The sequence below is a fragment of the Natrinema sp. H-ect4 genome, assembly GCF_041894845.1.
In the GTDB taxonomy this organism is placed as follows: Archaea; Halobacteriota; Halobacteria; order Halobacteriales; family Natrialbaceae; genus Natrinema.
This window is the reverse complement of sequence record NZ_JBHDYC010000011.1, coordinates 80802-94243: the sequence shown is the minus strand read 5'-3', so window position 1 is coordinate 94243 and position 13442 is coordinate 80802. Positions and strand designations below refer to the sequence as shown.

The 13442-nt window shown below is 60.4% G+C and carries 9 protein-coding genes; 2 read left to right on the top strand and 7 right to left on the bottom strand.

What is annotated here, in order from left to right; translation table 11 throughout:
* Positions 1 to 70: 70 nt before the first annotated feature.
* The 3 genes from ACEWFR_RS15270 to ACEWFR_RS15260 are packed head-to-tail and all read right to left on the bottom strand — an operon-like array spanning position 71 to position 4109.
* The gene (locus ACEWFR_RS15270; protein WP_374061867.1) at positions 71 to 1234 is read right to left on the bottom strand and encodes an ABC transporter ATP-binding protein; all 1164 of its coding nucleotides are present in this window, start codon (positions 1232 to 1234) and stop codon (positions 71 to 73) included.
* Between the two features lie 3 nt (positions 1235 to 1237).
* Entirely contained in the window at positions 1238 to 2890 is a 1653-nt protein-coding gene (locus ACEWFR_RS15265; protein ID WP_374061866.1) for an ABC transporter permease, read from the bottom strand.
* Position 2891: 1 nt separating this feature from the next.
* Positions 2892 to 4109 (bottom strand): substrate-binding domain-containing protein, encoded by a 1218-nt coding sequence (locus tag ACEWFR_RS15260; protein ID WP_374061865.1) that lies wholly within the window; start codon positions 4107 to 4109, stop codon positions 2892 to 2894.
* 132 nt (positions 4110 to 4241) lie between these two features.
* On the opposite strand from ACEWFR_RS15260, the gene ACEWFR_RS15255 reads away from it, so the two are divergent.
* Positions 4242 to 5129 carry a glycosyltransferase family 2 protein gene (locus ACEWFR_RS15255; RefSeq protein ID WP_374061864.1) on the top strand — a complete coding sequence of 296 codons (888 nt, stop codon included), beginning with the start codon at positions 4242 to 4244 and terminating at the stop codon, positions 5127 to 5129.
* A gap of 22 nt (positions 5130 to 5151) precedes the next feature.
* Here the strand turns inward: ACEWFR_RS15255 and glmS are convergent, their stop codons facing one another.
* The 4 genes from glmS to ACEWFR_RS15235 all read right to left on the bottom strand — a co-directional run bounded on the left by glmS (position 5152) and on the right by ACEWFR_RS15235 (position 11175).
* A complete protein-coding gene (gene glmS, locus ACEWFR_RS15250; protein WP_374061863.1) occupies positions 5152 to 6942 on the bottom strand; it encodes a glutamine--fructose-6-phosphate transaminase (isomerizing) in 1791 nt (596 codons plus the stop codon).
* Positions 6942 to 8129 (bottom strand): sugar phosphate nucleotidyltransferase, encoded by a 1188-nt coding sequence (locus ACEWFR_RS15245; protein ID WP_374061862.1) that lies wholly within the window; start codon positions 8127 to 8129, stop codon positions 6942 to 6944. Before ACEWFR_RS15245 ends, glmS begins: the two co-directional genes overlap by 1 nt.
* Positions 8130 to 9024: 895 nt before the next feature.
* Positions 9025 to 9834: an undecaprenyl-diphosphate phosphatase gene (locus ACEWFR_RS15240; RefSeq protein ID WP_374061861.1), complete on the bottom strand. Its 810-nt coding sequence runs from the start codon at positions 9832 to 9834 to the stop codon at positions 9025 to 9027.
* Between the two features lie 69 nt (positions 9835 to 9903).
* Positions 9904 to 11175 (bottom strand): sugar transferase, encoded by a 1272-nt coding sequence (locus ACEWFR_RS15235; protein WP_374061860.1) that lies wholly within the window; start codon positions 11173 to 11175, stop codon positions 9904 to 9906.
* Between the two features lie 699 nt (positions 11176 to 11874).
* Here ACEWFR_RS15235 and ACEWFR_RS15230 point away from each other — a divergent pair.
* Complete coding sequence (locus tag ACEWFR_RS15230; RefSeq protein WP_374061859.1) at positions 11875 to 13236, top strand: O-antigen ligase family protein; 1362 nt, start codon at positions 11875 to 11877, stop codon at positions 13234 to 13236.
* The last annotated feature ends 206 nt before the right edge of the window (positions 13237 to 13442 follow it).

Genomic DNA, 13442 nt, shown 5'->3' with positions numbered 1-13442 from the left:
CAGGCGTGACCGCAGAATGGTTCGCGGCACATCGGTACAGTAGACCGTATGAGGGGACGATTGACGGATTTCAGGCCGACGGGAACCACACCAGCGGGTGGTTCGCGACGAGTTCGACGCGAACCGACTCGCCGATGTCGAACACCTCCGTGTGGCCGTGAAGACACTGTATGGTGTCGCCGCTGTCGGTCTCGACGCGGTAGATAAACGACGGGCCCTGGTACTGGCGTCGCGTGATCGTGCCGTCGGCCTCATCGGTCGTCGTCGGGCTCACGCGGAGGTCATCGGGGCGAACCAGCACGTCGACCGTCGGCTCGTCGGACAGTGCCCCCCAGTCCGATCGATCGACGCCGACGAGCGCATTGGTGTCGAGCTGGCCGACATCGGTCACGAGCACGCCGTCCTCGACGCTCGCCGAGAGGAACCCGGCGCGACCGAGGAAGGAGGCGACGAACCGCGAAGCCGGACGCTCGAACACCTTTGCCGGCCGCCCGACCTGTTGGAGCTGGCCATCGTGCATCACGCCGACACGATCGGCGACCGACAGCGCCTCTTCTTGATCGTGGGTGACCCAGATCGTCGTGACGCCCGTCTCGTCGATGATCCGGCGGATCTCCTCGCGCATGGAGACGCGAAGGCTCACGTCGAGGTTCGAAAGCGGTTCGTCCAGCAGGAGAACGTCGGGCTCAGGTGCCAGCGAGCGCGCGAGCGCGATGCGCTGTTTCTGTCCGCCCGAGAGCTCGCTCGGTCGATCGTCGCCGTGGTCCGACAGGTCGACGAGGTCGAGCAATTGCTCGACGCGGGCCTGACGCTCGCTCTCGGGCCACTCTGTGAGCCCGAATCCAACGTTTTCGGCCGCCGTCAGGTGCGGAAAGAGCGCGAAGTCCTGAAACACCAGCCCGATACCGCGCTCTTCGGGCGGTACGAACCTTCCGTCGACGTCAGCGAGGACGCGATCGCCCAGTTTGATGGTTCCATCGTTTGGGCGTTCGAGCCCGCCAATCAACCGTAGTGTCGTGGTTTTCCCGCAGCCTGATGGACCCAATAGCGTCAGCACTTCGCCGTCGCCGACGGAAAAGGAAAGGTCCTCGACCGCCGTCTCGGTCGCGTACGACCGTGCGATGTTGTCCAGTTCGAGTACTGTCGACTGTCGGGAATCGCCGTCGGTGTCGGCGGTCGACGTCGCCGGTTCAGACGATGCGAGCGATTCGTGTGTATAGTTGTGTTCTGACATGAGTTACTCCTCCTGTGAGAGGATGACGACCATCGAAAGACCCGAGACGACGATCAACACCAGCGCGGGAACGGCTGCGAACCCGTAGTAGCCGGATTCGCGGACGCTCCAGATGTACGTGACGAGCGTCTCGAAGCCTGTCGGGTGAAGCACCAGTGTTGCAGGCAACTCTTTCATCGTGGTGAGAAAGACCAGCGCCGCGCCGCCGATCACGCCGGGTGCGATCAGCGGGAGCGTGATCCGGCGGAACGCGCCCGCGGGCGTCCGACCGAGCGTTCGCGCAGCTTCGGTCAGACTCCGGTCGACGCGCAGCACCGACGACCGCGTCGACCCGACGGCCTGCGGGAGAAAGCGGATGACATACGCAAAGATCAACAGTGGGAGCGTCTGGTACAGCGTTGGGGTGACGTCGACGCCGAAAAGCAAGAGGTCGCCGACGGACGATTCGTAATAGACGGCGAAGAACACGAGCGCGAGACCGAGGACGATTCCGGGCATCGCGTACCCCACGTAGGTCATCCGGTCGAACAGCTCAGACAGCCTGGACCGATGTCTCGCGGCAAGGTAAGCAACCGGAACCGCGGCGGCCGCACAGACGACTGCCGCCGCCAGTGAGACGGACACCGAGTTGATCGCGAACTGCCACTGGAAGCCGACGCCCTGTCGGGTGGCCTGGCTCGGACTCCGGACCAGCCAGTGGGTCAGGACGGCCAGTGGCACGACGAGACAGAGGAAGACGATACTCGTACAGAATGCGAGCGCGGGGGCTTTCCACGCGCCCAGCGAGACCGTCGTGTCGCTTCCTGAACTCGCGCCTGTGCCGACGTAGGCCCCGCGACTCGAGTCACCGATGCGCGACTCGATCGAGAGGATCACTGCGGTGATCGCCAGCAACTGCAAGGAGAGCATGGCGGCTGTCTCGCGACCGAACGCGTTGTACTCGACGAAGATGACGCGGGTGAATACGTCCAATCGCATAAGCGACGGAGTACCGAAATCCGAGAGCGTGTACAGCGCGACCAAGAGAGACCCCGATGCGATCCCGGGCAGGAGTTGTCGAAGCGTTACGCGCCTGAATGCTCGCCAGCGTGTCGTCCCGAGCGTCCGTGCGGCCTCGACGAGTTGCTGGTCGAACGACAGCAGCGACGCCCGAGTTGTGATGAACACGTACGGATAGGTGTACAGCGTGAGCACGAGCGTCGTGCCCCAGAACCCGTAGACCGGTGGAATCGACTCGATGCCGAGGGGCGCGAGTGCGTTTGCGAGTTGTCCGCCGGGGCCGAACGCGGAGATGAAGGTAAACGCCCCTAGATAACTCGGGATGACCAGCGGCAGGGCGACGGCGATGGTCCAGAACCGCCGGAACGGGAGATCCGTGCGGACGGTGAGAAAGGCGAGTGGAACGCCAATGCAGATCGATGCGCCGGTGACGGCGGCGACGAGGCCGAGGCTCGTCAACAGGATCTCGACGGTCATCGGGCGCGCGACGATCGACAGCGCGTAGTCGGTGTCGACCTGGAGCACGCGCATGACGATCCACACGATCGGTGAGAGTACCACCGCGGCGATCGCACCGCTCAGGAGCGTCAGGCCGGTCGGATAGCCGTCCGTCTCCCCTCGGTCAAACCGTGACACTAGCCTATCGCCCACGGACATGTTAGAGTGCGCCCACCTCGCGCATGAGTTGCAGCGTCGGCTCGAGGTCCGCGAGCTGGGAGAGATCGAAATCCGGCGGGTTCAATTCGTCGATAGTTGGGAGGTCTCCGATCGGCGGGACGCTGGGGAGCAGCGGATATTCGTACCCCCGCGTCGCCAGGAACTCCTGGGCTTCGATGCTGAGCAGGTGATGGATGAAATCCACCGCCAGCGTCTCGTTTGCCGTGTTCTTGATGATCTCGGTTCCCGAGCAGTTCACGAGCGCGCCCGCGTCGCCCTGCGTGAACGCGAGATCGAGCGGGGCGTTGGGACGCTCTTCGAACACGAGCCGCGAGTAGTAGTGATTTGAGAACCCAGCGCTCAACTCGCCGCTCGCGACCCTGTTGGCGACGACCAACTCGTTGTCGTACGTGTTGACGCCCTGTTCTTGCATCCCGTTGAGCCACTGGCGCGCTTCGCTTTCCCCGTCGATGAGTCTCATCGCGGTGACGAACGCTTGGAACGCGCCGTAAGTCGGAGCCCAACCCATCGCGTTGTTAAATCGTGAATCCTGCGCGAACGTCAAGATGTCGTTTGGAATCTCCGACTCCGAGAACTCCTCCGTGTTGTAGGGAATGCTTCGGGCTCGACCCATGACCCCAACCCACTGATCCGTCGGGTGGTACGTGTCCGGAATTTCGGAGACGAGGTGGTCCGGGAGCGACACGGTCGCGTCGTTTTCGGCGACGATGCCGATCGATCCGGCGTCGATTGCCCAGAAGATGTCCGCCGGACTCTGGCCGGCGTTGACCTCCTCGCTGATGGTGTTCGCAAGCTGGGATGAGGGCGCCTCTCGGATGTTCACGATGAAGTCCTGGTACGTGTTCTGGACCCGCTTCATCAGGTTCGCGTACAGCCCGCCCTCGCCGCCGCCGAGGTAGACCGTTAGTTCGCCCCGCAGATCCGGAAGATCGAGCATCGACCGGCCGGTGTACTCCGAGGGGCGGTCGTCGATCAGCGGACCGGACCCCCGCCACTCTTCGAGGGAAAAGAGTTCGTCGACCGTGTACGTCTTGGGATCGGGTATCGACCCCTCTCGCTCGTACGTCGACTCGTCGCTGTTGCTGGCACACCCCACGAGCGACACGGCTCCGGTCGCTGTTCCGGTGAGTTTCAGGAACTGTCGCCGGCCCCGTCCGGTCGCGTCACTCCGGTGGTCGTCGCCTTCGTATTCGGCCATATACGCCGTATTTTTTGGCTACCCTAAAATGACTTTACATTTGCCGCCGGCCAGGGGTATCAGTCGACGGGCGTTCGTCTTCGGAAACGATGAACTTAACTCGTGAGCCTATCGATCCGGCCATGAACGCGCGTGAAAACGAGCATCATCATCCCCGTGTACAACGATCCAGAGGGGCTGGGAGTGACCGTCGACTCGCTCCTCAACCAGACTGCAACCGACTACGAAGTCGTCATCGCGGACAACGGATCGACCGACGAAACAGCGGCCGTCGGCCGGGAGTTTGCGCAGTCGGACCGTGTTCGCCACGTCGTCGAAGAGGACGTTCAAAGCTCTTACGCGGCTCGAAACGCCGGTATCGAAGTTGCACGGGGGGACATCCTCGGGTTCGTCGACGCGGACATGTGGGTCGAGACCGACTACGTCGAGTCGGTCACCGACAAGATGACGGCCGACGACCGGGACTACATGGGGTGTAACGTCGAACTTGTCACCGACGACGGCACGATAGGCCGCTACAGATCTACCACCGGATTCGACGTCGAAAAATACGTCCGAGAGAAGCGGTTCGCACCGACGTGCTGTGTCGTGACCCGCAAGCGGGTGTTCGACGCCGTCGGGCTCTTTGACAGCCGATTGCGTTCAAACGGGGACCTCGAGTTCGGCCGCCGCGTCCACGAGGCCGGCTTCGACCTCGTGTTCGAGCCCGACATCACGCTCTATCATCCCGCTCGGTCGACGGTCGGTGAACTTATCGCTCAAAGTACTCGGATCGGCCGGGGTCGCGGAGAGATCCGGGCGTATCACGGCGATCGGTTCAGTGTGCAAACAACCCTGAATCCGCGACACTATCTCCCGGTAAATCCCATTGCGTTCCACGAGAGGGTGTCCGGAGCGTACCGCTCACTCACTGAATTTCTCCTGTGGTATCTGCTCGCGTGTATCCAGAAGTGGTCGATCACGGGGGGCTATCTGCGACAGACCGTCTCTTCGCCGATGGACGCACCGGATCCTCGTTGACCGTGAGGCGGTATAGTAGCCGTCACTCTACGGTCACGCTCTTCGCCAGGTTCCGTGGTTTGTCGATCGGCCGACCTAATCGGTTCGCCACCCAGTACGCCACCAGCTGTAACTGCACGTTCGCGAGGATCGGCGTGAGACGTGGTCCCGCGGTTGGCACCTCCAAGACGTGGTCTACATACTGATCGACGTCCGCGGGCGAATCAGTCACCGCGACGACGGGTGCATCGCGCGCCTCGACTTCCGTTACGTTCCCGAGCGTCCTCGTGGCGGTTGCGTCGCCGGTGACGAGCGCGAAAACAGGCGTCCGATCGCTCACCATCGCGAGTGGCCCGTGTTTCAGTTCGCCGGCCGCAAACCCTTCGGCGTGTTTGTACGTAATTTCCTTCATCTTCAGCGCACCCTCGCGGGCGACGGGCGCGTTGTACCCTCTCCCAATGAAGAAGTAGGCGTCGGCATCTTCGTACGTCTCCGCGATGGACCGGGCGTTCGACGTGTCCAAGACCCATTGGACTTGATCGGGAAGGGTACGCAATCGTTTGACCGGGGGTGCTGAACACGTCTCCGAGAGCACGCTCGCGAGCATCGCCAGCGCGACCTGCTGACTCGCGAACGTCTTCGTCGCGGCCACGCTGATCTCCGGGCCCGCACGGATGAGCATCGCGTGATCGCACTCCCGGACGGCTGAACTGCCGACAGTGTTCGTCAGCGCGAGCGTCGTCGCACCGGTGCGATTCGCAGCGCGGAGTGCACGCATCGTATCGGCCGTCTCGCCGCTCTGGGTTACACCCACGACGAGCGTCCCGTCGGACACTGGTATCGAGGCTGCGTCGTACTCGCTGGCGAGAAAACACTGAGCCGACACGTCCCACTCGCGCAGCAGTTGTGCGCCGTAGCAGGCAGCGTGATACGAGGTTCCACACGCGACGAACTGTACCGGCCCGTCGCAGTCGAGGGATGCCAATTCCTCGATCGTCACGTCCCCATCTAGTTCAGTGACGCGCTGGCGAAGACACTGGCGAATCGCCCGTGGCTGTTCGTGAATCTCTTTGAGCATGTAGTGATCGTACCCGCTCTTGCCGGCGTCCTCGGGATCCCACGCGACCGTCTCGATAGCGGTTTCGACGATGGCACCCTGTGCGTCGGTGACGACCATACCTGCAGGGTTGATCCGCGCGAACTGCCCGTCATCGAGGTAGACGACTCGATCCGTGTACTCGATGAACGCTGGCACGTCGCTCGCCAGATAGTGACCGTCGTCCCCGATTCCGAGCACGAGCGGTGACTCGTGACGCGCAGCGTATACCGTTTCGCTGTCGGAGAACACCGCCGCGATGGCGTAGCTTCCGTCGAGTCGGGAGACTGCCTCCCGGAACGCTTCCTCGCGGCTGGCCCCCGTCGTGAGTGCATTCTCGATCAGATGGGGGATGACTTCGGTGTCCGTCGCACTCTCAAACGTGTGCTCACTGGCCTCGAGCTCGTCTCGGAGCGACTGGTCGTTTTCGATAATACCGTTGTGGACCACGGCGACCGATTCGGTACAGTCCGTATGTGGATGAGCGTTCTCGTCAGTCGGTGGCCCATGCGTACTCCAGCGAGTATGCCCGATTCCGGCCGTGCCGTCGAGTCCCTCGTCCGGAACGGCGGCCTCGAGGGCCGACACCTCGCCTCGACGCTTGTAGACCATCAACGACTCGCCCGAAACTGACAGTCCAGCGGAATCGTAGCCACGATACTCGAGTCCAGACAAGCCAGTCAGCAGGATATCACTGGCGACTCTCTCGGTCCCGGTGTAGCCGATAATGCCACACATCAGGGCCGTACCTCCGTCCCCTCGGGTATCGTTCCGCGGACGGTCGCACCGGTTTCGACCACCGCATCCGAGCCGACAATCGCGCCTGGGACATACGTGTTTCCACCCCGGTCCGTCACGTGATCGGCAAGCAATGCACCGAGGTGTTCGTCTTCGAAGATACGATCGCCGACGCGGACATCTCCGGGGCCGCCGGGAATCGTCGTCCCGTTACCGATCGTTACGCCGACCCCAGTGACGCAATCGACGACGGTCGCTCCGGCTCCGATGCGCGTATCCGCATCGACGACGCTTCGCTCGACGACCGCGTTCGAACCGACCGTCGCGTTGTCGCCCAAACAGACGTATGGGCCGACGACTGCTCCGGGACCGATTTCGCAGTCGGGGCCAAGGACGATCGGCTCGCGGATGACCGCCGACTCGTGGATCGTCGCGGATGCCTCGGTGGTCGCGCCCTTGCTGCCGTCGACGATGCCGGCCTCGAACAGTTCGAACGAGACATCGAGTAGGTCCCACGGATACGTTGCATCGGTCCAGAGCCCGTCCGAGATGACGCCTTGCACGACGGCGTCCGACGCGAGAAGTTCCTGGATCCCGTCGATCAACGACTGTTCGCCGGTATGCGGGTCGGCGGCGCGAATCGCATCGAAAATACGGGAATCGAACAGATAGACGCCCGCGTTGAGACGATACGGGCGCTCGTCCTCGGGGTGTTCAACGATCGTCGTAACCTGTCCGTCACGAAGGAGGACACCACCGTACTCGCCGACATCTATGTGAGTAAGGAGGCCGAGCGTCGCCGCCGTAGTGGTCTTCCTATGCGCGTCGAGAACATCGGTAATAATTCCGTGCTCGACCAGTTGATCGCCATTGACGACTAACACTGGACCGTCGACCTCGTCTTCGGCGGCGAGCAGTGCGTGGCCGCTCCCGAACTGATTCTTCTGTGTGACGTACGTCAATGGGACGTTCTTGTACGTCGGACCGAAGTAGGTCTGGACGCGGTTCCGTCCGTAGCCGACGACGATCGTGATCTCCGTCACGCCGGCCGCGAGCAACTGATCGAAGACGTGCTCGAGGATCGGCGTGGTCGCAGCCGGCAGCATCGGCTTGGGCCGGTGTTGTGTCAGCGGGCGAAGCCGCGTCCCCTCGCCCCCGGCGAGGACGACAGCGGAGACCGAGTTCATGACCGTATCAGATGACGGTAACTCCTTAGTACTGTTGTCTCGGTCGAATACCGCCTGTTACGGTGGGTATCAGCAATCACGGCCAACGGTCGACGTGAGTACGTGCTGTGTGGCACGGCTCGGTCGGTTCCCGTCGATAGAACGAATAGTTCGTTCTGAGACCCCAGGCGGACTGCGAACGTGCGGCACCCATCGGCCGTGATTCGATAGCCGTCTGACCGTGTCGGATACCTATACCACTGACAGTCACTGCACATCTGATCGCACGACTGGAGCGCGGTTCGGAACGTGCGCGGTTCGGAGCGGGTGCGGTTCGGAGCGGGTGCGGTTCGGAGCGGATGCGGTTCGGAGCGGATGCGGTTCGGAGCGGATGCGGTTCGGAGCGAATGCGGTTCGGAGCGGATGCGGTTCGGAGCGAACACAGTGAGCGAGAACCGCAGAAATGCGAACGGTGAGCGATGCGAGCCGTGAGCGAACATAGTGAGCGAGAACCGCAGAAATGCGAACGGTGAGCAAAGCGAGCCGTGAGCGAACATAGTGAGCGAGAACCGCAGAAATGCGAACGGTGAGCAAAGCGAGCCGTGAGCGAACATAGTGAGCGAGAACCGCAGAAATGCGAACGGTGAGCAAAGCGAGCACCGCGAGTAAGAACCGCGGACTATGCGATCGGTGTGGAAATCGTTTCAGTAGTACTATATCACACCGCAAACGGCGTCGGCCCCGGAAGTGGTGTTAGTTCGTCGTTTCGCTCCCAGCGACGTAGAAACCTCCGTTCTCTCCGAAAAACTGTCTTTCCCCAGCCGCCGTTCGCTCGAGACACGGGACGAACGTCAATGCGGTGCGAGAAGGGGTCGTCCTGAACAGGACCATGTCAAGAAGTGTGATAAAATTTTGGTCAGACGATCATGAGTCCACTGAGTATCGCTAGCATCCCGAGGCCAATACAGACGCCCCAAAACGGGAGTTCGTCGACGATGCGAAGCAGCGTTCCGATAGTTGCGTAGCCGACGACGGCGGCGGCACCGAGCGCAACTGCCGCAGCGAGGATGCTGATGTCAAGCCCGGAATCCGAGTATGCGAGCAGGCCGCCACCGACAGAGGCCGGGATCGAAAGCAAAAAAGAAAGGCGGAACGATTGTGTGCCGTCGTGCCCGCGGAGCAGGAGCGTTCCGGTGGTTACGCCCGACCGGGATACGCCCGGCAGAATGGCCGATCCCTGTGCGACGCCGACCAGTACCGCGTCGATCCCGTCCGGTGTCGTTCGTCTGCCACCGGGATCTGCGTGCGAAACGTACTGAAATCCACCAGTGAGGACGAGGAACGCACCGATGAGTGTGACGAGTACACCGCCTGTCAGTCTCGAGAACAGATCGATGAGGAGTACGTAGGTCGTGATACCGACGGCACCGGAGACGAGCGTCCCAATGGCGAGAAACGTGAGTACCGCCTGTTCGCCGTCAAAGCGGGTATCCGCCCGCCAGACAGGAAGAAGCGTAAGAAGGTCCCAGAGATCGTGACGGTAGTAAACCGTCGCCGAGAGCGCAGTGCCAAGGTGAAGGAACAATGCAAACGCAACCACCGTTTCGGGAGAACTCCCGAGCACCGAGAGGACGACCGCCACGTTTCCCTCACTCGAGATCGGCAGCCACTCGAAAATCCCCTGAAAAACGCCGGCGATGAGTGCGATGAGGAATTCCCGATCCATACAATGAGGGAGTGATCGAACGGTATGATTGTTCCGTCTGGGGATGCGTTCGGCCGTCGATTCGGAGCTCTACGTCCCGGTTTCACGGTCGGTTCGACTCGACATCCTCGACGTGAGGAGCGATATTACGTCAATGAATACCATCCAAAGCTGTCGAACGACGATCTTCGAATCGAACCAGAGTGATTGGTTTTTGATATACGTGAGATCGTACTGCAATTTCGCTCGGGGAGTTTCACTCGAGGCGTTGTTAATCTGAGCGAGTCCAGTCAGTCCCGGTTTGACGAACCATCGTTTCTGCCACGTCTGTATCTCGTCTTGCAGGAGTTGCTCCTCTGCAGTCCAGGCTGCCCGTGGTCCGACGACGCTCATCTGACCGATAATGATTGCCCAGAGCTGGGGGAGTTCATCCAGGTGCGTTTTGCGAAGGAGCCGACCGAACCGAGTGATGCGATCGTGGTCGTCACCGGGTACCGCTGATTCGCTTTCCGGGATCATACTCCGGAATTTATACACCTGAAACGTCTCTCCGAACTGTGTCGTCCGCTCTTGGGTATAGAAAACGGGTCCAGGGCTGTCTACCTTCACGGCGATAGCAATCCCTATCAGTAGTGGCAGTGCACAGAGGAGCCCGAGACCGGCGAAAACCAGGTCAAACAGGCGCTTACACACGCGGTTCTGTAGATCCCACGGTTGCAGGTTGATGCCGACGAGGTTCGAGCGGTTCTCGGCTGCGACGGCCTGCTCTTCTTTGACGAGAACGCTTTCGTTGTGTTCGTCGAGTATCTCGACGCTAACGTCGTGTCGATGACACGCCTCGAGAATGCCGAAGAACTCGGCACGATCAGTCTGGGGCAGGGCCGGAACGACTGTGCCGACGTTCGACTGTTTGAGAACCTCGTCTAACACCGAGAGTTCGCCCACCCGCTCGAATTTCGCTAATTTTGGGGCTGTCTTCTCGGTGCCTCCGTCAGTACTGAGTTGGGTCTCACGCCCGTCTTCACTCGAGTGTGTTGACGTGTACGTGTAGCCGACAATCGGCTTCGTCGTTGCCTGAATTGCGGCCTCGATCTGGTTCGGATCGGTTCCAACGATAAGGGTTCCGTCGGTTCGTTTGAGTTGCAACTGTTGTAGACCGACGAACCATAGCGGTAACGCGACAGAGAGACATCCAACCAGTAGCACGAGCGTTGTCTGGGGAAGACGAAATGAGAAGCCGAAGTATCCGATAGTTGCCAAAAACAGGGCAACGATCAACAGCGACCGGAGCGCGGTGATGATCGTATCGAGAATGCGCCGCGATTGCGGTTTACAGAGCGGAAGCACTCCGATGACTGTCACAGCGACCAGTACTGCGAGCGTGAGACGTGGTTCGGTACTGGTGGCCGACTGTGTCGACGGTCCGCCCAGCGTGATCAAATACTTGTCAAACGATAGCCGAATCACCGGGATATTTACGATGAGAAAACAAGCTACTGTTAGCGTAATCGTTCCTGTGAACGCCAGGAGACGATAGGCGGTTTTCGGGCGTATTGTCGCCTTTTTCCCCTGAACCGTTTCCATCAACTGTGACTGTTCGTCCGCGGCCATTGGCGATTTTAGGCACACCTAAAATAAAAGTATAGGGGTTTTGTCGTCACGAGTGAGAGACAAAGACACACTGTGAAATATACACCCATTCGACATTTCAGTCCTCATAGGATGACGTCTTCTTCCGGTTTTCCCGACGCGAACACCAGGGTGGTGAGTCGGTGTGCTTCGCTGGCAGGGCCGAACCGATGTGCCCCAACGCGACGGAACCTCAGAGTCACCTGCGATCGGAAGCATTTCGATGGCTGTCAGTCGCATCGTCGGTATAGGTAGGGTTATCCTTCTGTGAAATAACTCGCATCCAAGGCAGGTATGGCAGATAAGCCACCGATTACACGACGGCTTTCCACGTCTCTCGTTCGGTCTTCGACTACCGGTAGCGATGCCTATGCCGTGTCTGCAGCGCTCTTGATCACCCTGTTCGTTTTCGTTGTCCCGTCAGCGGCGATCGTGACGGACATCTCTGTAACGCGGCTACTCATCGCGGCAGCCACAACGTACGTCCTCGCGATATACTCGATGAAGATCGTCTTTGAGGGGATCTGCGCCGCAACGATCGTACTTGCAGTGTTCAACATCACTGCCGTCGTGACCGGTTCCCATATCGGGGGTCGTCAAATACGCATCGTCGACGTGCTGTTGGTGGGTACGCTGTGTTGTCTCCTCGTCCGGCAGCAGTACGATTCCCTCTCGAACCTGGGCAACAGCGGCCGGCTGACTATCGGCTCGTTCCTGCTCTTCGTGCTCTGGACGTTTCTCGCGGGCGTTGTCGGGAACGGCCCGTCGAGTACTGAAGCATTTCTCTACGCACAAACGCAGCTTCGGTACGGGCTATTGCTCATCACGGCGGCATTACTCGTCGGAACGACCGACGTTCGGTCCGTTATCTATCCGCTCGTGTATGCACTCGGCGGTGCGCTCGTTTTTGCTGTCGACGAAGTGTTCTCCGGAAAGAGTGGATATCCGAGTCACCTCGGCGTTCTCGGAGCCGAATTGCAACAAATATGGCCAGCACCCTCGCTCACATCGTTCCCGGTCGATTCGACGGTACTCTACGTTGGTCCACCCATTGGCCAGAGTCGTATCATGGTCGGGATGGCTATCTTTTTTATCCCACTGGTCGTCGCAGCAGTGGCGCAGTCCCGCGTACACACGGTACTCTCACTAGCCGGTTCGCTCGGCATCGTGAGCGTTCTCGCAAGTAGTTCGCATTCGGGAATGCTCGCTATGTATGCGGTCATCGGTATCGTTCTGCTATACTGGTTCTACCGCGTTCTCGGTCGCTACGAACTGTATCGAGCCCGGGCGATGCTTGTCCCCCTCTCGGTGCTCGTCGGAGCGACCGTGATCGCCTGGACTATTGCTGCAACTGCAGCGGGAAGAGATGAGATACTGTTGATTCAGACGAATAATCTAAACGTCCGTCTGAGACAGTATGCGGCCGCTATCGATATCGCCGCTCGGTATCCGGTGTTCGGTATCGGCGGCGGGGAAAACTTCGAACGAGTAGTTAACAGCCGATGGGGCGTTCACAACCTGTTCCTGGCAAATTTGGTCGCAACGGGCGTTCCGGGGTTTTTGGCGTACGTGATCAGCGTGGCAACTGCTACCTGGATCGGGATACAACAGCTCATACGGTCCTCCGTTGACGAGAAATGGATATGGGTCGGGATCCTTGCCGCGATGGTCGGGTTTTACACCTATTCGTTCTGGACGATTGCGTTCCAGCGGGAATCGTTGAATGCGATCTACTGGATACTGGCTGGAAGCGTGGTCGGGGCGTCGTGGAGAGCAACCAGTCGCGACCACTGACGCCCGTCTGCAATCCCTGCGAACTGTCCGTCACCCCTCGCACAATCGAAGTTTTTTTCACTTTTTCACACACAGCGGAATCATGACTCCTCGAGAGAAACGACCCGTGGGACGAAGCACGCGACGATATCCGGTGTATCCAGTCGGATCGGTCTCTCGGCTCCCCGATCGTCCTGTAGCCAGCGCGGCTTCCAGCCGTCGAAATA

Coding starts and splice junctions, on each gene's coding strand:
- ACEWFR_RS15270 (WP_374061867.1), bottom strand. CDS start 1,234: ATGTCAGAACACAACTATACACACGAATCGCTCGCATCGTCTGAACCG.
- ACEWFR_RS15240 (WP_374061861.1), bottom strand. CDS start 9,834: ATGGATCGGGAATTCCTCATCGCACTCATCGCCGGCGTTTTTCAGGGG.
- ACEWFR_RS15265 (WP_374061866.1), bottom strand. CDS start 2,890: ATGTCCGTGGGCGATAGGCTAGTGTCACGGTTTGACCGAGGGGAGACG.
- ACEWFR_RS15260 (WP_374061865.1), bottom strand. CDS start 4,109: ATGGCCGAATACGAAGGCGACGACCACCGGAGTGACGCGACCGGACGG.
- ACEWFR_RS15245 (WP_374061862.1), bottom strand. CDS start 8,129: ATGAACTCGGTCTCCGCTGTCGTCCTCGCCGGGGGCGAGGGGACGCGG.
- glmS (WP_374061863.1), bottom strand. CDS start 6,942: ATGTGTGGCATTATCGGCTACACCGGGACCGAGAGAGTCGCCAGTGAT.